At 65.2% G+C, this 16,640-nt stretch carries 16 protein-coding genes; 8 read left to right on the forward strand and 8 right to left on the reverse strand.

Translation table 11 applies throughout. The features are described from left to right. Nucleotides 1-3: 3 nt before the first annotated feature. Nucleotides 4-1,734 (reverse strand): tetratricopeptide repeat protein, encoded by a 1,731-nt coding sequence (locus N0B28_RS03865; protein ID WP_054916245.1) that lies wholly within the window; start codon nt 1,732-1,734, stop codon nt 4-6. 177 nt (nt 1,735-1,911) lie between these two features. Between N0B28_RS03865 and hemA the strand changes: the two genes are divergently transcribed. The 6 genes from hemA (at nt 1,912) to N0B28_RS03895 (ending at nt 7,265) form a co-directional block, all read left to right on the forward strand. After that, on the forward strand, nt 1,912-3,189 hold the full coding sequence (hemA, locus tag N0B28_RS03870; protein WP_043864331.1) for a glutamyl-tRNA reductase: 1,278 nt from the start codon (nt 1,912-1,914) through the stop codon (nt 3,187-3,189). Further along, nucleotides 3,186-4,268, forward strand: a complete 1,083-nt coding sequence (prfA, locus tag N0B28_RS03875) for a peptide chain release factor 1 (protein ID WP_054916244.1) — start codon at nt 3,186-3,188, stop codon at nt 4,266-4,268. The genes hemA and prfA overlap by 4 nt, the downstream gene beginning before the upstream one ends. Then, entirely contained in the window at nt 4,269-5,099 is an 831-nt protein-coding gene (gene prmC / locus N0B28_RS03880; protein WP_275730432.1) for a peptide chain release factor N(5)-glutamine methyltransferase, read from the forward strand. Further along, nucleotides 5,093-5,848: a molybdopterin-synthase adenylyltransferase MoeB gene (locus N0B28_RS03885; protein ID WP_078481516.1), complete on the forward strand. Its 756-nt coding sequence runs from the start codon at nt 5,093-5,095 to the stop codon at nt 5,846-5,848. The genes prmC and N0B28_RS03885 overlap by 7 nt, the downstream gene beginning before the upstream one ends. Then, nucleotides 5,841-6,632 carry a glutamate racemase gene (murI, locus tag N0B28_RS03890; protein WP_043864474.1) on the forward strand — a complete coding sequence of 264 codons (792 nt, stop codon included), beginning with the start codon at nt 5,841-5,843 and terminating at the stop codon, nt 6,630-6,632. Before N0B28_RS03885 ends, murI begins: the two co-directional genes overlap by 8 nt. Before the next feature lie 114 nt (nt 6,633-6,746). After that, nucleotides 6,747-7,265 carry an acyloxyacyl hydrolase gene (locus tag N0B28_RS03895; protein ID WP_043864335.1) on the forward strand — a complete coding sequence of 173 codons (519 nt, stop codon included), beginning with the start codon at nt 6,747-6,749 and terminating at the stop codon, nt 7,263-7,265. A gap of 57 nt (nt 7,266-7,322) precedes the next feature. Here N0B28_RS03895 and N0B28_RS03900 read toward each other — a convergent pair whose 3' ends face one another. The 5 genes from N0B28_RS03900 to N0B28_RS03920 all read right to left on the reverse strand — a co-directional run bounded on the left by N0B28_RS03900 (nt 7,323) and on the right by N0B28_RS03920 (nt 12,426). Further along, complete coding sequence (locus N0B28_RS03900) at nt 7,323-8,024, reverse strand: SDR family NAD(P)-dependent oxidoreductase (protein WP_275730437.1); 702 nt, start codon at nt 8,022-8,024, stop codon at nt 7,323-7,325. Between the two features lie 10 nt (nt 8,025-8,034). After that, nucleotides 8,035-9,462 (reverse strand): deoxyribodipyrimidine photo-lyase, encoded by a 1,428-nt coding sequence (gene phrB / locus N0B28_RS03905; protein ID WP_275730440.1) that lies wholly within the window; start codon nt 9,460-9,462, stop codon nt 8,035-8,037. Between the two features lie 28 nt (nt 9,463-9,490). Continuing rightward, nucleotides 9,491-10,381: a MerR family transcriptional regulator gene (locus tag N0B28_RS03910; protein WP_043864337.1), complete on the reverse strand. Its 891-nt coding sequence runs from the start codon at nt 10,379-10,381 to the stop codon at nt 9,491-9,493. Beyond that, nucleotides 10,371-11,327, reverse strand: coding sequence for a DUF523 and DUF1722 domain-containing protein (locus tag N0B28_RS03915; protein ID WP_054916238.1), 957 nt, complete (start codon nt 11,325-11,327; stop codon nt 10,371-10,373). Before N0B28_RS03915 ends, N0B28_RS03910 begins: the two co-directional genes overlap by 11 nt. 112 nt (nt 11,328-11,439) lie before the next feature. Beyond that, nucleotides 11,440-12,426, reverse strand: a complete 987-nt coding sequence (locus N0B28_RS03920; RefSeq protein ID WP_043864339.1) for an NAD(P)/FAD-dependent oxidoreductase — start codon at nt 12,424-12,426, stop codon at nt 11,440-11,442. A 185-nt stretch (nt 12,427-12,611) separates the two neighbouring features. On the opposite strand from N0B28_RS03920, the gene N0B28_RS03925 reads away from it, so the two are divergent. Together N0B28_RS03925 and hemH are read left to right on the forward strand one after the other, a co-directional pair. Then, nucleotides 12,612-13,514: a TIGR01777 family oxidoreductase gene (locus N0B28_RS03925; protein ID WP_058540648.1), complete on the forward strand. Its 903-nt coding sequence runs from the start codon at nt 12,612-12,614 to the stop codon at nt 13,512-13,514. Between the two features lie 12 nt (nt 13,515-13,526). Next, nucleotides 13,527-14,543, forward strand: a complete 1,017-nt coding sequence (gene hemH, locus N0B28_RS03930) for a ferrochelatase (protein ID WP_043864341.1) — start codon at nt 13,527-13,529, stop codon at nt 14,541-14,543. An 87-nt stretch (nt 14,544-14,630) separates the two neighbouring features. Here hemH and N0B28_RS03935 read toward each other — a convergent pair whose 3' ends face one another. Together N0B28_RS03935 and upp are read right to left on the reverse strand one after the other, a co-directional pair. Continuing rightward, on the reverse strand, nt 14,631-15,905 hold the full coding sequence (locus N0B28_RS03935) for a uracil-xanthine permease family protein (protein ID WP_043864342.1): 1,275 nt from the start codon (nt 15,903-15,905) through the stop codon (nt 14,631-14,633). Between the two features lie 2 nt (nt 15,906-15,907). Then, nucleotides 15,908-16,546 (reverse strand): uracil phosphoribosyltransferase, encoded by a 639-nt coding sequence (upp, locus tag N0B28_RS03940; RefSeq protein WP_054916236.1) that lies wholly within the window; start codon nt 16,544-16,546, stop codon nt 15,908-15,910. Nucleotides 16,547-16,640: the final 94 nt, after the last annotated feature.

The raw sequence follows: 16,640 nt of genomic DNA on the forward strand, positions 1-16,640 counted from the left end.
AGCTTATAGAGTCTCGGATCCGGTCAGGCGCAAGACGGTCTTGCGCAGAATAGGGCTGTCGGGCTGGCCTTCGAAGGCCTTGGCCCAAACCTGGCGGGCTTCACGACGCTTGCCGTTGGCCCACAGCACTTCGCCCAGGTGCGCCGCGACCTCGTGGTCGGGGAAGCGCTCCAGGGCCTGGCGCAGCAGGCGCTCGGCCTCGTCCAGGTTGCCCATGCGGTAGTTGACCCAGCCCAGGCTGTCGAGCACGGCCGGGTCTTCGGGGTTGATCTGCAGGGCTTTCTCGATCAGGCCCTTGGCTTCGGCATAGCGGGTGGTACGGTCGGCCAGGGTGTAGCCCAGCGCATTGAGCGCCATGGCGTTTTCCGGTTCGCGTTGCAGGATGCTGCGCAGGTCCCTTTCCATCTGGGCCAGGTCGTCGCGCTTCTCGGCGAGCATGGCACGGCTGTACAGCAGGCTCAGGTCGTCCGGGTACTGCCGGATCGCTGCCTGCAACACCTGCATGGCCTGGGCGTCCTTGTCATTGTTGCCAAGGGTTTCGGCCTCGATCAGGTACAGCTGGATCGCGTAGTCCGGCTGCGCCTCGCGGGCTTCGGCAAGGCGCCGGCTGGCCTCGTCGGTGCGCCCGTTGGCAATCAGGATGTCGGCCTGGCGCAGTTGCGCGGGCAGGTAGTCGTTGCCAGGGCCGACCAGGGCGTACTCGGTCAGGGCCGCTTCGGAATCGTTGCGCTCTTCGAAGATGCGCCCCAGGTTCAGGTGCGCCGCATCCACGTGGCTGTCGCGCTCGATCAGTTCCTGCAGGTAGCTGGTGGCTTCGTCGAGCGCCTTGGCCTCGATGCTCACCAGCGCCAGCGAATAGCGCAGTTCGTCGTCTTCGGGGTATTGCTGCAGCAGGTTGGCGAACTCGACCTTGGCGTCGTCGATGCGGTCCTGCTCCACCAGGGTGCGTGCGTAAGTCAGGCGCAGGCGCTTGTCGTCGGGGTTGCGGGCGATGGCCTTGCGCAGCAGCGGCAGGGCTTCGGGGCCACGGTCGAGCGATTGCAGCAGGCGCGCACGCAACAGGATCGGGGCAATTTCACCGTCGGCCGGCGGGTGGGCTTCGAGCAGCGCCAGGGCGGCCTCGGACTTGCCGTCCTGCTGCAGCAGCAGGGCCTTGCCGAACACCAGCTGGCTGTTGTCGGGGTACTTTACCAGCAGGCGGTCGAAACTTTTCTGCAGGCCGTCGCGGGTGTCCTGGTCGGTTTCGGCCGCCGACAGCGCGAGAAAGTCGAAATGCGTGTCGCCCTGACCCTGCAGCACCTTCTCCATGAACACCATCGAATCGTCATAGCGTCCGCTGCGCGCCAGCTGGATGGCGGCGGCGCGTTGTGCGTCGAGGTTCTCGGGGTCGTTCCTGGCCCATATCAGTGCGGTATCGAGGGCGGCCTGATCGGCGCCCAGGTACTCGGCAATGCGAAATGCCCGCTCGGAAATGCCCGCGTCCTGGGTCTTGATCGCCTGGGTGACGTAGTTGTCCAGGGCGATATCGAAGCGGTTGCGCTGCCCGGCGAGCTCGGCGGTCAACAGGCTGTACACCGTGTCCTGGGTGAACGAGCCGTACACCGTGGGCTTCTTGGCCTCGGCGACCGTGGCCGCATCGTCGGCAGGCGCCGTGGCGTCCCGGGCGCCCGGGGTCAGCGTCTGGCAACCCTGGAGCAAGGCAAAGGCGAGGAATAACGCGGAAGATCTATTCATAGGGAGGATTTGGGCGGCTTACCTGCGGTCGGATCATCATGACACAAGGATCATGGCAAACCCATCGTCGATGGGGCTTTTGGATACAGACTATAAGAGACAATAACGAGCGGTGGTTGTTCTCTATCCGGCGAAGTAGGACAATTATCGGCTTCTCGTCACAATCAGCGACCTTGAATGGCCTTTCTTGCCCTCGGTATCAACCATAAGACTGCCTCGGTAGACGTACGCGAGCGCGTGGCGTTTACGCCCGAGCAGCTGGTCGAAGCCTTGCAGCAGCTGTGTCGACTGACCGCCAGCCGCGAAGCTGCGATCCTTTCGACCTGCAATCGCAGCGAACTGTACATCGAACAGGATCACCTGGCGGCGGACAGCGTACTGCGCTGGCTGGCCGATTATCACAAGCTGAGCCTGGATGAACTGCGCGCCTGTGCCTATATCCATGAAGATGATGGCGCCGTGCGGCACATGATGCGGGTGGCCTCCGGGCTCGACTCGCTGGTGCTGGGCGAGCCGCAGATCCTCGGCCAGATGAAATCGGCCTATGCCGTGGCGCGCGAGGCCGGCACCATCGGCCCGCTGCTGGGGCGCCTGTTCCAGGCGACCTTCAGCGCCGCCAAGCAGGTGCGTACCGATACCGCCATCGGTGAAAACCCGGTGTCGGTGGCATTTGCCGCCGTGAGCCTGGCCAAGCAGATCTTCAGCGACCTGGGCCGCAGCCAGGCCCTGCTGATCGGTGCCGGCGAAACCATCACGCTGGTGGCGCGACACCTGCACGAGCAGGGCGTGCGCCGCATCGTGGTGGCCAACCGCACGCTGGAGCGCGCCAGCACCCTGGCCGAGCAGTTCGGTGCCCATGCGGTGCTGCTGTCGGACATCCCGCAGGAGCTGGTCAACAGCGATATCGTGATCAGTTCCACTGCCAGCCAGTTGCCGATCCTGGGCAAGGGCGCGGTCGAGAGTGCGCTCAAGCAGCGCCGGCACAAGCCGATCTTCATGGTCGACATCGCCGTGCCCCGCGACATCGAGGCGCAGGTGGGCGAGCTGGACGACGTGTACCTGTACACCGTCGACGACCTGCATGATGTGGTGGCCGAAAACCTCAAGAGCCGCCAGGGCGCCGCCCAGGCCGCCGAAGAGCTGGTCACCGTGGGCGCCGAGGACTTCATGCTGCGCCTGCGCGAGCTGGCTGCGGTGGATGTGCTCAAGGCCTACCGCCAGCAGAGCGAGCGCCTGCGCGACGAAGAGCTGCAAAAGGCCCAGCGCCTGCTGGCCAACGGCAGCAACGCCGAAGAGGTGCTGGCGCAGCTGGCCCGCGGCCTGACCAACAAATTGCTGCACGCGCCGAGCGTGCAACTGAAAAAGCTGTCTGCCGAAGGCCGCCTCGATGCGCTGGCCATGGCCCAGGAACTCTTTGCCCTCAACGAGGGCTCCACGGATAAAACCCCGCAATGAAAGCGTCGCTGCTGAATAAACTGGACACGCTCCAGGACCGTTTCGAGGAATTGACCGCCCTGCTGGGTGATGCCGAAGTGATTTCGGACCAGACGCGCTTCCGTGCCTACTCGCGCGAATATGCCGAGGTCGAGCCCGTGGCACAGACCTACGCGCAGTGGCGCAAGGTGCAGGCTGACCTGGAGGGCGCCCAGGCCTTGCTCAAGGACAGCGACCCGGACCTGCGCGAAATGGCGGTCGAGGAAGTGCGCGAGGCCAAGGAGCAACTGGCCGCTATCGAAGGGCAACTGCAACGCATGCTGCTGCCCAAGGACCCCAACGACGGGCGCAACGTGTTCCTCGAGATCCGTGCCGGCACGGGTGGCGACGAGGCGGCGATCTTCTCCGGCGACCTGTTCCGCATGTACTCGCGTTATGCCGAGCGTCGCGGCTGGCGCCTGGAAATCCTCTCCGAGAACGAGGGCGAGCACGGCGGCTACAAGGAAATCATCGCCCGCGTCGAGGGCGACAGCGTGTACGGCAAGCTCAAGTTCGAGTCTGGCGCACACCGCGTGCAGCGGGTGCCGGAAACCGAGTCCCAGGGCCGCATCCACACCTCCGCGTGCACCGTGGCGGTGCTGCCCGAGCCCGACGAGCAGGTGGCCATCGAGATCAACCCGGCCGACCTGCGGGTGGACACCTACCGCTCCTCCGGCGCGGGCGGCCAGCACGTGAACAAGACCGACTCGGCCATCCGCATCACCCACTTGCCCACCGGCATCGTGGTCGAATGCCAGGAAGAGCGCTCGCAGCACAAGAACCGCGCCCGTGCGATGTCCTGGCTGTCGGCCAGGCTCAACGACATGCAGACCAGTGCCGCGCAGAACGCGATCGCCAGCGAGCGCAAGCTGCTGGTGGGCTCGGGTGACCGCTCCGAGCGTATCCGTACCTACAACTATCCACAGGGCCGGGTGACCGATCACCGCATCAACCTGACCCTGTATTCGCTGGATGAAGTACTGGCGGGCGGCGTCGATGCGATCATCGAGCCGCTGCTGTCCGAATACCAGGCCGATCAACTGGCCGCACTGGGTGAGTAAATGACCATCATTGCCAGCCTGCTGCGCGGGGCGCAGCTACCCGACTCGCCCACCGCGCGCCTGGATATCGAGCTGCTGCTGGCTGCGGCCATCGGCAAATCGCGCAGCTACCTGCACACCTGGCCCGAGCGCATCGTCAGCAGCGAAGCGGCCGCGACCTTCGCCACCTACCTGCAGCGGCGCAGCCAAGGCGAGCCGGTGGCCTATATCCTCGGCCAGCAGGGCTTCTGGAAGCTTGACCTGGAAGTGGCCCCGCACACGCTGATCCCGCGGCCGGACACCGAGCTGCTGGTGGAGGTCGCCCTTGAGCTGCTGCCGGCAACGCCATTGCAGGTGCTCGACCTGGGCACCGGCAGCGGCGCCATCGCCCTGGCCCTGGCCAGCGAGCGCGGCGGCTGGCAGGTGACGGCCGTCGACCGGGTGCCAGAAGCCGTGGCCCTGGCCGAGCGCAACCGCCAGCGTTTGCAGCTGGACAACGCCAAGGTGCTTGCCAGCCACTGGTTCGACGCCCTGCCAGGGCAGCGCTTTGCGCTGATCGTCAGCAATCCGCCCTACATCGCCGAGCAGGACCCGCACCTGGCGGCTGGCGACGTGCGCTTCGAGCCCAGCAGTGCGCTGGTGGCCGGCAGCGACGGGCTCGACGACCTGCGCCAGATCATCACACAGGCCCCGCAGCACCTGCTGCCCGGCGGCTGGCTGCTGCTGGAACATGGCTATGACCAGGCTGCAGCGGTGCGCGAACTGCTGGCGCGACACGGGTTCGAGCAGATCCAGAGCCGCACCGACCTTGGCGGCCATGAGCGCATCAGCCTCGGGCGCCTGGCATGCTGAACGACGAGGAGCTGTTGCGCTACAGCCGGCAGATCCTGTTGGCCCAGGTGGATATCGACGGGCAGTTGCGTCTCAAGGGCAGCCGGGCACTGATCGTCGGCCTGGGCGGTCTGGGTTCGCCGGTGGCGCTGTACCTGGCGGCGGCCGGTGTCGGCGAGCTGCACCTGGCCGACTTCGACACGGTCGACCTGACCAACCTGCAACGCCAGGTGATGCACGACACGGCCGCCGTGGGCCTGAGCAAGGTCGATTCGGCCATGGCCCGGCTGCAGGCGATCAACCCGCAGGTCGCCCTGGTTGCCCATCGCCAGGCCCTGGATGAAGATTCCCTGGCCCAGGCGGTGGGGGCGGTCGACCTGGTACTGGACTGCTGTGACAACTTTGCCACCCGCGAGGCGGTGAACGCAGCCTGCGTCGCGGCCGGCAAGCCGCTGGTCAGCGGTGCGGCCATTCGCCTGGAAGGCCAGCTGTCGGTGTTCGACCCGCGCAACCCGCTCAGCCCCTGCTACCACTGCCTGTACGGGCATGGCAGCGAAGCCGAGCTGACCTGCAGCGAAGCCGGTGTGCTCGGCCCGCTGGTAGGCCTGGTGGGCAGCCTGCAGGCGCTGGAGGCCTTGAAGCTGCTGGCCGGGTTTGGCGAGCCGCTGGTGGGTCGCCTGCTGCTCGTCGATGCCCTGGGAACGCGGTTTCGCGAGCTGCGGGTCAAGCGCGACCCGGCCTGCAGCGTGTGTGGCGCCGGCCATGCGTGAAGCGCCGGTCGGGGTGTTCGATTCCGGCGTGGGCGGGCTGTCGGTGCTGGCGGAAATCAGCCGCCTGCTGCCCGACGAGTCGCTGCTGTATGTGGCGGACTGCGGGCATATTCCCTATGGCGAGAAGTCGCCCGAGTTCATCCGCCAGCGCTGCCGCCTGGTAGCCGAATTCTTTCAGCAGCAGGGCGCCAAGGCCATGGTGCTGGCCTGCAACACCGCCACCGTGGCGGCGGTGGCCGATCTGCGCGAGCGCTACCCGCACTGGCCGCTGGTGGGCATGGAGCCGGCGGTAAAGCCGGCGGCAGCGGCCACCCGCAGTGGCGTGGTAGGGGTGCTGGCAACCACCGGCACCCTGCAGAGCGCCAAGTTCGCCGCGTTGCTGGATCGCTTTGCCAGCGACGTTCGTGTAGTTACCCAGCCGTGCCCGGGGCTGGTGGAACTGATCGAGGCGGGCGACCTGGACAGCCCCGCGCTGCGCCAGTTGCTGCAGGGCTATGTCGAGCCGCTGCTGGCCGCCGGCTGCGACACCCTGATCCTGGGCTGCACCCATTACCCCTTCCTGAAACCGCTGCTGGCGCACATGGTGCCGCCGGCCGTGGCCATCATCGATACCGGCGCTGCCGTGGCCCGGCAACTCCAGCGTTTGCTGGGTGAACGGGACCTGCTGGCCCACGGCCCGGCGCAGCCTGCACAGTTCTGGACCAGCGGCAGTCCGGCACATTTAGTAAAGATTCTGCCGATGTTGTGGAATAAATCTGACAGTGTGCGAAGCTTCGACTTGTAAAAAAACTGTGAAAAATGCATTTTTTTCCTGAACTATCGTACTACTGCCGATTTCTATTCAATCGTCTGATGAGACACAAAACCACAACAGCATTTAGGAAAAGGGACGTTTCTCATGAAGAAACTGCTTTGCTTGGCTGCGATTGCAGCCGTTACCCTGGGGCACTCTTTCACCGCAAACGCCGCTGACGCCTCGTTTTCCGTAGGGCAGACCGGTGACTCGACCATGGTCTATCGCCTTGGGCTGCAGTCCAACTGGGACGCCAGCTGGTGGCAGACCAGCGTCGGCCGCGTGACCGGCTACTGGGATGGTGCCTACACCTACTGGGACGGCGACAAGACTTCCAGCAACCACAGCCTCTCGTTCGCGCCCGTGTTCGTCTACGAGTTCGCCGGTGAGTCGGTCAAACCCTACATCGAGGCGGGTATCGGTGTTGCGGCCTTCTCCAGCACCAAGCTTGAAACCAACAAGCTCGGCTCGTCGTTCCAGTTCGAAGACCGCATCGGGTTCGGCTTGCGCTTCGCGGGCGGACACGAGGTAGGCGTGCGCGCCATCCACTATTCGAACGCGGGCCTGCAAAGCCCCAACGATGGCGTGGAAAGCTATTCGCTGCACTACCGCATGCCGCTCTGACGGTCGGCCGGTACCCTGCACCACGAAAAAGGCCCTGACTTGCGTCAGGGCCTTTTTTCATTTTGGCAGCGGCCACAGCTCATTGACCGCCAGCGCCTGCAGGGTCAACTGCTGCGGGCGTTCGCCCAGGCGTTGCAGGATGGCGCTGGCAGCCGAACTGGCGTCCCACTCATCCGGGATGGCAGTGGCTGTGTTCATGGCCTGTGCAGGTGTCTGAGGGGCCACGATGGTCAGGTCGATGCCGTGTGCGACCAGCAGGGGGCGGGCGTCTTCGAACAGTGACGCGATGCTGTTGGCAGGGCGCCGCGGCTGGCCGGGCTCGCCCAGCTGCAGGGCAGAGTACGCACTGAGAATCCCCACCACCTGCGGGGCGCGCCCCTTGTCCAGAAGGGGGAGCGCGCCTTCGAGGCAGTGCGAGGCGGCGGCCAGGTTGCTTCGCACCACGTCCTGCAGCAGTGTCTGGGTAATCGGCAACGGCAGGTAGTCGCAGGTGCCGGCGTTGACGATCAGGCCGTCGATGGCCTGCCATTGCTCGGTCAGGGTGGCGCAGGCGCGCCTGGCCTGCGGCAACTGGTGCAGGTCGCCGGCAAGCACAAGGACCCTACCGGGATAGTCGGTCTCAAGGGGGTGTGCATCGTCGCGATTGCGAACACTGAGCGCCACCTTGCAGCCCTGTTCAAGCAGCGCCTCTGCCAAGGCATGCCCAAGTCCGTTGCTGGCACCGGTAATCCAGATGCGCCGAGGTCGATCACTGCTCAAGATCCTTTCCTCAATCGTTGCGTTTAGGTAAGTGTTTGAACGCATCCAGTGCGCGTTGGCGACTAGAACTTAAGTCTACAATTGCATGAGGATAGACATCTATTGCAAACAAATCGTTCTGGACATTGGGTAAATGGACGGCCTTGTGGTCTAGGTTGCCGCGTTCAGGCAGCCAGTGCTTCAGAAATCGCCCTGCAGGGTCGAAGCGTTGCGACTGGCTCACCGGATTGAAGATCCGAAAGTAGGGCACGGCGTCGGTACCGGTCGAGGCGCTCCACTGCCAGCCGCCGTTGTTGGCGGCCAGGTCGCCGTCGATCAGGTGGCGCATGAAGAAGCGTTCGCCTTCACGCCAGTCGATCAGCAGGTTCTTGGTCAGAAACATGGCCGTGACCATGCGCAGGCGATTGTGCATCCAGCCTGTGGCGAGCAACTGGCGCATGGCCGCATCCACGATAGGGATGCCGGTGCAGCCCTGTTGCCAGGCCAGCAGGTCCTGTGGCGCGTTGCGCCAGGGCAGGGCTTCGGTATGTGACCTGAAGGCACGGTGGCGGGAAACCTGCGGGTAGCCCACCAGAATGTGCTTGTAGAACTCGCGCCACAGCAGTTCGTTGATCCAGGTGATGGCGCCGGCATTCCCGCTGTCGAATTCGCCGAAGTTGCAGGCCAGGGCGGCATGCAGGCACTGGCGGGGGGAGATCACCCCGGCGGCGAGGTAGGCCGACAGCTGGCTGGTGCCAGGCACGGCAGGAAGGTCGCGCTGTACCGGATAATCCTCGATGGCCTCGTCGACAAAGCGCGCCAGGCGGCGCGCGGCTTCATCCTCGCCTGCCGGCCACAGCGTGCGCAACGCGTCGGGCGGTGTCTCGAAGCCGGCCACCTGGGTGGGGACGGTGTCGCTGGCAATGGCCAGCCGGGCCTGGGCTGCCGGCGCCGCTACCCGTGAGGGAAGCCCCAGGTGAAGGCGTTCGTAGCACACCTTGCGAAACTGGCTGAACACCTGGAAGTAACCGCCGCTGCGGGTCAGGATGCTGCCGGGCTTGAACAGCAACTGGTCCAGGTAGCTGTGCACCTGGATGTCGGCCTGGCGCAATGCCTGCTGCACGGCCTGATCGCGACGTTGTTCGTGTACCCCGTATTCCTCGTTCAGGTGCACGGCACTGACCGCATGTTGCCTGCACAGCGCGAGCAGCACCCGAGGCGCATCGGCCCACTGGTCGGCATGCACAATCAGCAGGGGAATGTTCAGGGCGTCCAGTGACTGGCGCAGGCTGTGCAGGTTGCGCAGCCAGAAGTCCACCTTGCACGGGGCGTCGTCGTGGGCGAGCCACTGCCCGGGGCTTACCAGCCACACCGCCAGGGTGGGGCCGCGCGAGCAGGCAGCGGCCAGCGCAGTGTTGTCGTGAACGCGCAAGTCGTTGCGCAGCCAGATAAGTTGCATACGAAATCCTGTGAATGTGGGGGAGACGTCAGGTGGCCAGCAGGCCCAGCAACAGGGCGGGCAGCGCCACCACAGAGGACGGCAGATGCACGTTGCCTGCCTGCAGGCCCGCCGCCTCGGCATGCTCCTTGTAGAGCGCGGCCATGCTGCCCAGCAGCAGGGTCGGCAGATCGATCGCATTGAGGCTGCGCTGCAGTTCACGCGGATCGAGCGCCGCGTTCAGGCACATCACCAACGCACAGGGTTTGAGCTGCTGCACGGCAAACGCCAGCTCTCGAGGTGGCAGCGGCCAGTCGAATACCTCGACCGCGCAGCCGGCATCACTGAGCAGCCAGGCGCACAGCCACAGCTGCGGGTCGAATGGCAGGGCCGAGGCGTTGACCAGCAGGGCGGGCGCGGCGTTCAGCTGACGGTTGTTGTGATACACCCGCACGCCAAGTTTGCTGCGCAGCCAGGTATGGAAGAACACCTGCTCCATGCGGGCTGCAAAGTGCCCGTGCCAGCGGGTGTCGAGTTCTTGCAGCAACGGCAGCAACAGTTGCTCGCACAGGGTGGCGGCGGGGTAGAGGGCCATGGCCTGGTTGAACAGCTGGTCGAGTCGGCGTTCGGCCAGTTGCGCGATGCAGTCGACCAGTTGCAGGCGCAGGGTGTGCCAGTCGTCGTTGCCGGGTGCGGGTTGCACTGCTGGGGAGGTGTCGAGCAGCGGCTTGACCTGGCCCACCGCGATTCCGCGGTTGAGCCATTGCAGAATCTGCTGGATGCGCTGCACGTGTGCGGCGCTGTAGAGCCGGTGACCCTTGCCGGTGCGCTGCGGCACGATCAGCCCGTAGCGACGCTCCCACGCGCGCAGGGTCACGGGGTTGACCCCGGTCAGGCGGGTGACTTCACGAATGGGCAGCAGGTCGTCTTCAGATGGCATTGCGCAGGCTCAGGTTTTCCGGGTGCGGTTGCAGATAGACCTGCTGCATGAGGTAGGGGTCGGGGTGGCGGCGCAGGTGGTGCTTGAGCAGGGTCAGCGGCACCACCAGCGGGACGATGCCGGCCTGGTACTGCTCGATCAGGGCGCGGATTTCCTGTTTGTCGCGGGGGTCGAGAAACCGGCGCAGGTAGCCGCTCAGGTGCATCAGCACGTTGCCGTGGGTGCCGCGACTGGCGCAGCGGCTCAGGGCGCTCATCAGCTGGCTGAAATACCGTGGGCCGATCTGGGTGGGGTCGTCCTGGCGCTGCATGCTGCCCAGCAACTTGCCGAGCACCTTGTACTGCTGGGGGTTGTGCGCCATCAACTGGTACTTGTAGCGCGAGTGGAAGGCGATGAGGGCATGACGACTGAGCCCGCCTGCCAGCAATTGCTGCCAGTCGGCGTAGGCATACACGCGGGTGATGAAGTTTTCCCGCAGTACCGGATCGCACAGCCGGCCATCCTCTTCGACCGGCAGGTCGGGGCGCTGGGCACAGAACCGTGCGGCATACAGGCCGCGACCGCCTTCGGTGGCCGGGTAGCCGTTGGCCTGGTACACCTTGACCCGTTCCAGGCCGCAGGAAGGCGATTTCTGCATGAAGATGTAGCCGCAGATGTCGGTCAGTTGCCCGGCCATTTCTGCGCCGTAGGCATCCAGTGCCTGGCTGACGTCCAGGCTGGCATCGCGGCTGCCCACGGCCCTGGGGTTGGCCGGGTCACCGGTCAGGCGGATGGCCTGGCGAGGTGTGCCCAGGCCGATGGCAACCTCGGGGCAGATGCCGATGAAGTCGAAGTGCTCGGCCAGCACTTCATTGCACAGGCGTGAGGCCTTGTGCCCGCCGTTGTAGCGGACCTCTTCGCCGGTCAGGCATGCACTGATGGCAATCTTTGGTCTGGTGGCCGCCATGGTCGCTCTCGACTGAAATTTGTACAGAAACAAAATTATGTACAGCTTCGCTCATCATAGATAACGCGTTGTACAAGTCAAATATTCTGTACAGCTTCAGCCGGTGCAGGGGTCATTCCAGGTGTTCGAGCAGGCGCCGCGCTGCTTCCTGGCCGCTGAGCCATGCGCCCTCGACGCGCCCCGACATGCACCAGTCGCCGCAGGCGTACAGGCCCAGGTCGGCATCGGCCAGCGCGCCCCATTCATGGCTGCTGCTCGGGCGGGCATACAACCAGCGATGGGCCAGGGTGAAGGTGGGGGCCGGCACGGCGCAGCCCACCAGTTCGGCGAAGTTGCCCAGCAGGTGCTCGATCACGGCCTCGCGCGACAGGTCGATGTGTTGCTTGCTCCAGCTGGCCGTGGCGTGCAGAACCCAGGTGTCGAGTTTTTCGTCACGCCCGGGCTTGCTGCGGTTGCGCGCCAGCCAGTCGAGGTCGCAGCCCTGCACGAAGCAGCCCTGCATGGGGGTGTCCAGGGGAGTATCGAAGCCCAGCGCAATGGCCCAGGTGGGCTCCATCTGCACGCTGGCGGCCATGCCGGCCAGCTTGGTGGTGGCGCTGAGCAACTGCGTGGCCTGGGGCGCCGGCACCGCAATGATGACGCGACTGAACGGCCCGTGGCTGCCGCCCTCGGTGTCCTGCAGGTGCCAGTACTGTTTGCCGCGGAACACCTCGGCAATGCGGCAATTGAAGTTGACGGTGACATCCTTGAGCAGGCCGCGGGTGATGGCGCTCATGCGCGGTACACCCACCCAGCGGATCTGCTCGTCCGGCGAGGGGGTCAGCTGACCTTCGCGGTAGTTGTACAGTTGCGGCTTCCATTCGGCCGCCCAGCCCTTGGCCTGCCAGGCCTGGACCTGTTCGACGAAACGTCGGTCGCGGGCCGTGAAGTACTGCGCGCCCAGGTCCAGGGCGCCGGCTTCGCTGCGTTTGCTGGCCATGCGTCCGCCACTGCCGTGGCCCTTGTCGAACAGGTGCACGGTGTGCCCGGCCTTCTGCAGGGCCTGGGCGGCGGACAGGCCGGCGATGCCGGCACCGATGATTGCGATAGGAACAGTCATGATGGCCTCTTCGAACCTTTTGGAAACAGCCTACGCTGCCCGACAAGCCTGTACAATATCTCCAGCTTGTATAAGATGATTCCGCTCGACGTTGCAGGTTGGCCTATGTTTATCCGAGAGCGTTCGGTCAAAAAAGTGCCTTGAACTTAAAAATAGACCAGCGCGCGCCATGTGAGGACACAGCCATGCATATATTGCTGACCGGTGGTACGGGCCTGATCGGCAGACACCTTTGCCGCTTCTGGCTGGACAGGGGTTACCGCCTGACGGTGTGGAGCCGGCGTCCGGCGCAGGTCGCTCAGGTGTGCGGGGCAGGGGTGCGCGGCATTGCCCGGCTCGACGAACTGGGCGAGGAGCCGGTGGACGCCGTGGTCAACCTGGCCGGTGCGCCGATTGCCGATCGCCCCTGGACGTCGCACCGACGCGCGCTGCTATGGGCTAGCCGCATCACCCTCACCGAGCAGTTGATCGCCTGGCTGCAAGGCCGGCAGCAGCGCCCTGCGGTGCTGATCTCGGGGTCGGCGGTGGGGTGGTATGGCGATGGTGGTGAGCGCGAGCTGACCGAGCTGTCGCAGCCGGTCAAGGAGGACTTTGCCAGCCAGCTGTGCATTGCCTGGGAAGAAACCGCGCTGCGCGCCGAGGCCCTGGGCATGCGGGTGGTGCTGGTGCGTACCGGGCTGGTGCTGGCGGCCGAGGGCGGCTTTTTGTCGCGCCTGCGCCTGCCGTTCAAGCTCGGGCTGGGCGGGCCGATTGGCAGTGGTCGCCAGTGGATGCCGTGGGTCCATCTGGACGACCAAATCGCCCTGATTGATTTTCTGTTGCAGCGCGAGGATGCCAGCGGTCCTTATAATGCCTGCGCGCCGGAGCCGGTGCGCAACCGTGAATTTGCCCGACGCCTGGGGCGCGCGCTGCACCGCCCGGCGTTCATGCCGTTGCCGGCGCTGGTACTGCGCGCCGGGCTCGGCGAACTGTCGGTATTGCTGCTGGGTGGCCAGCGGGCGCGCCCGGTGCGCTTGCTGGCGGCAGGCTTCACGTTCCGTTACAACGATGTGCAATCGGCGCTGGATGACTTGTCCGCGCGCCTCTGAAAAGGATGTTGCATGACCGATCATGCTCTGCTGCTGGTCAACCTGGGTTCACCGGCTTCCACTTCCGTCGCCGACGTGCGTCGTTACCTCAACCAGTTTCTGATGGACCCGTATGTGATCGACCTGCCGTGGCCGGTGCGTCGCCTGCTGGTCTCGCTGATCCTGATCAAGCGTCCGGAGCAGTCGGCCCACGCCTATGCTTCCATCTGGTGGGAGGAAGGCTCGCCGCTGGTGGTGCTGACCCGGCGCCTGCAGCAGGCCATGGGCGCGCACTGGGCCCACGGGCCTGTGGAAATCGCCATGCGCTATGGCGAGCCTTCGCTGTCCACGGTGTTGCAGCGTCTGGCCGGCCAGGGCGTCACCAAGGTGACCCTGGCGCCGTTGTACCCGCAGTTTGCCGACAGCACCGTGACCACCGTGATCGAGCAGGCCAAGGCCGTGGTGGCCGAGCACAAGCTGGCATTGCAGATGCCGGTGCTGCGTCCGTTCTATGACCAGCCGCTGTACATCGACGCGCTGGTGGCCAGTGCCAGGCCGTACCTGGAGCAGGGCTTCGATCACCTGCTGCTGAGCTTTCACGGTTTGCCCGAGCGGCACCTGAAGAAACTCGACCCTACCGGTTCGCATTGTTTCCAGAATGCCGACTGCTGTCGCAACGCTTCGCCCGAGGTGCTGGCGGTGTGTTATCGCGCGCAGTGCCTGCGTTCGGCACAGTTGTTCGCGCAGAAGATGGGCCTGGCCGAGGGCCAATGGTCGGTGTCGTTCCAGTCGCGGCTGGGCCGGGCCAAGTGGATCGAACCCTACACCGAGGCGCGCCTGGACGAGCTGGGCAAGGCAGGCGTCAAGAAGCTGCTGGTGATGTGCCCGGCGTTCGTGGCCGACTGCATCGAGACGCTGGAAGAAATCGGCGATCGCGGGCGCGAGCAGTTTGTCGAGGCGGGCGGGCAAGAGCTGGTGCTGGTGCCGTGCCTGAATGATCACCCGCAGTGGGTGGAGGCGCTTACGCAGTTGTGTGAGCAGGCGGGTTAGGTAGTGCAGCGTTCGCCGGCAAGGCCGGCTCCTACAGGTTTGCGCGAACCCCTGTAGGAGCCGGCCTTGCCGGCGAAGCGTTTCAGATCAAGGCAAATGGTCGTCCAGCACCTTGTTCTTCCAGCCGTCATTGCCCGGCAGCAGCAGGTTGAGCGCAATGGCCACCACGGCGCACAGCGCGATACCCTTCAGGCCCCAGTCGTCCGGGCCGGTACCGGTGCCGACCAGCACACCGCCAATCCCGAACACCAGGGTCACCGAGACGATCACCAGGTTGCGCGCTTCGCTCAGGTCGATCTTGTGGCGGATCATGGTGTTCATGCCCACTGCCGCGATCGAGCCGAACAGCAGGCACAGGATGCCGCCCATCACCGGCACCGGAATGCTCTGCAGCAACGCGCCGAACTTGCCGACGAAGGCCAGGCTGATGGCGAACACGGCCGCCCAGGTCATGATCTTGGGGTTGTAGTTCTTGGTCAGCATCACCGCGCCGGTCACTTCGGCGTAGGTGGTGTTGGGCGGGCCGCCGAACAGGCCGGCGGTGGTGGTGGCGATGCCGTCACCCAGCAGGGTGCGGTGCAGGCCAGGCTTTTTCAGGTAGTCGCGACCGGTCACGCTGCCCACTGCAATCACGCCGCCGATATGCTCGATCGCCGGGGCCAGGGCCACCGGTACGATGAACAGGATCGCCTGCCAGTTGAAGGCCGGCGCGGTGAAGTGCGGCAGGGCCAGCCAGGGGGCGGCGGCGATCTTGGCGGTGTCGACCACACCGAAGTAGAACGACAGGCCAAAGCCCACCAGCACCCCGGCAATGATCGGCACCAGGCGGAAGATGCCCTTGCCGAACACCGCCACGATGAGGGTGGTGAGCAGCGCCGGCATCGAGATCATCATCGCGGTGCTGTAGGGCAGCAGTTCGGCGCCGTCGCCGGCCTTGCCCATGGCCATGTTGGCGGCAATCGGCGCCATCGCCAGGCCGATCGAGATGATCACCGGGCCGATCACCACCGGCGGCAGCAGGCGGTCGATGAAGCCGGTGCCCTTGATCTTCACGGCCAGGCCCAGGAAGGTGTAGACGAACCCGGCCGCCATTACCCCGCCCATGGTCTCGGCCAGGCCGAACTGGCCCTTGGCGAGAATGATGGGGGTGATGAAGGCAAAACTGGAGGCGAGGAACACCGGCACCTGACGGCCAGTGACCACCTGGAACAGCAGAGTCCCCAGGCCCGCAGTGAACAGCGCAACGTTGGGGTCGAGGCCGGTAATCAGCGGCATCAGCACCAGCGCGCCGAATGCCACGAAGAGCATCTGCGCGCCGGAGACGACCTGGCGCCAGAGCGGGTCGTTGAACTCGTCCTGCATGTTCAGGTGTCCTTCTGCTTGGTGCCGAAGATCTTGTCGCCTGCATCGCCCAGGCCGGGAATGATGTAGCCGTGTTCGTTCAGGCGTTCATCGATCGAGGCGGTGTAGATGTGCACGTCGGGGTGTGCACCCTCGACCGCCGCGATGCCTTCGGGCGCTGCCACCAGCACCATGGCGCGGATGTCCTTGCAGCCGGCCTTCTTCAGCAGGTCGATGGTGGCGATCATGGAGCTGCCGGTGGCCAGCATCGGGTCGATGATCATGGCCAGGCGCTCGTCGATCTCGGGTACCAGTTTTTCCAGGTAGGTGTGCGCTTCGAGGGTTTCCTCGTTGCGGGCAACGCCCACGGCGCTGACCTTGGCGCCCGGGATCAGGCTGAGCACGCCGTCGAGCATGCCGATACCGGCGCGCAGGATCGGCACCACGGTGATCTTCTTGCCGGCGATCTTCTCGACCTGTACGGTGCCGCACCAGCCTTGAATGTCGTAGCTTTCCAGCGGCAGATCCTTGGTTGCCTCGTACGTCAGGAGCGCGCCGACTTCCTGGGCGAGTTCGCGAAAATTCTTCGTGCTGATATCGGCGCGGCGCATCAGGCCGAGCTTGTGACGGATCAGCGGATGGCGGATCTCACGGGTTGGCATAGGGAAAGGCTCCGGGGGGCGGGCAAAAAAACCGCGCTAGAGTAATCTATTCGGCCGCAGGTGTCCTATAGGCATTGTGCACGTTAGTCCATAA

Origin of the sequence: Pseudomonas sp. SD17-1 (genome assembly GCF_029201585.1) — a bacterium.
GTDB classification, from domain to species: Bacteria; Pseudomonadota; Gammaproteobacteria; order Pseudomonadales; family Pseudomonadaceae; genus Aquipseudomonas; species Aquipseudomonas palmensis.

Excerpts from the sequence above, each read along its gene's own strand:
- N0B28_RS03865 (WP_054916245.1), bottom strand. The coding sequence starts at position 1,734 with ATGAATAGATCTTCCGCGTTATTCCTCGCCTTTGCCTTGCTCCAGGGT.
- hemA (WP_043864331.1), top strand. The coding sequence starts at position 1,912 with ATGGCCTTTCTTGCCCTCGGTATCAACCATAAGACTGCCTCGGTAGAC.
- prfA (WP_054916244.1), top strand. The coding sequence starts at position 3,186 with ATGAAAGCGTCGCTGCTGAATAAACTGGACACGCTCCAGGACCGTTTC.
- prmC (WP_275730432.1), top strand. The coding sequence starts at position 4,269 with ATGACCATCATTGCCAGCCTGCTGCGCGGGGCGCAGCTACCCGACTCG.
- N0B28_RS03885 (WP_078481516.1), top strand. The coding sequence starts at position 5,093 with ATGCTGAACGACGAGGAGCTGTTGCGCTACAGCCGGCAGATCCTGTTG.
- murI (WP_043864474.1), top strand. The coding sequence starts at position 5,841 with ATGCGTGAAGCGCCGGTCGGGGTGTTCGATTCCGGCGTGGGCGGGCTG.
- N0B28_RS03895 (WP_043864335.1), top strand. The coding sequence starts at position 6,747 with ATGAAGAAACTGCTTTGCTTGGCTGCGATTGCAGCCGTTACCCTGGGG.
- phrB (WP_275730440.1), bottom strand. The coding sequence starts at position 9,462 with ATGCAACTTATCTGGCTGCGCAACGACTTGCGCGTTCACGACAACACT.
- N0B28_RS03910 (WP_043864337.1), bottom strand. The coding sequence starts at position 10,381 with ATGCCATCTGAAGACGACCTGCTGCCCATTCGTGAAGTCACCCGCCTG.
- N0B28_RS03915 (WP_054916238.1), bottom strand. The coding sequence starts at position 11,327 with ATGGCGGCCACCAGACCAAAGATTGCCATCAGTGCATGCCTGACCGGC.
- N0B28_RS03920 (WP_043864339.1), bottom strand. The coding sequence starts at position 12,426 with ATGACTGTTCCTATCGCAATCATCGGTGCCGGCATCGCCGGCCTGTCC.
- N0B28_RS03925 (WP_058540648.1), top strand. The coding sequence starts at position 12,612 with ATGCATATATTGCTGACCGGTGGTACGGGCCTGATCGGCAGACACCTT.
- hemH (WP_043864341.1), top strand. The coding sequence starts at position 13,527 with ATGACCGATCATGCTCTGCTGCTGGTCAACCTGGGTTCACCGGCTTCC.
- N0B28_RS03935 (WP_043864342.1), bottom strand. The coding sequence starts at position 15,905 with ATGCAGGACGAGTTCAACGACCCGCTCTGGCGCCAGGTCGTCTCCGGC.
- upp (WP_054916236.1), bottom strand. The coding sequence starts at position 16,546 with ATGCCAACCCGTGAGATCCGCCATCCGCTGATCCGTCACAAGCTCGGC.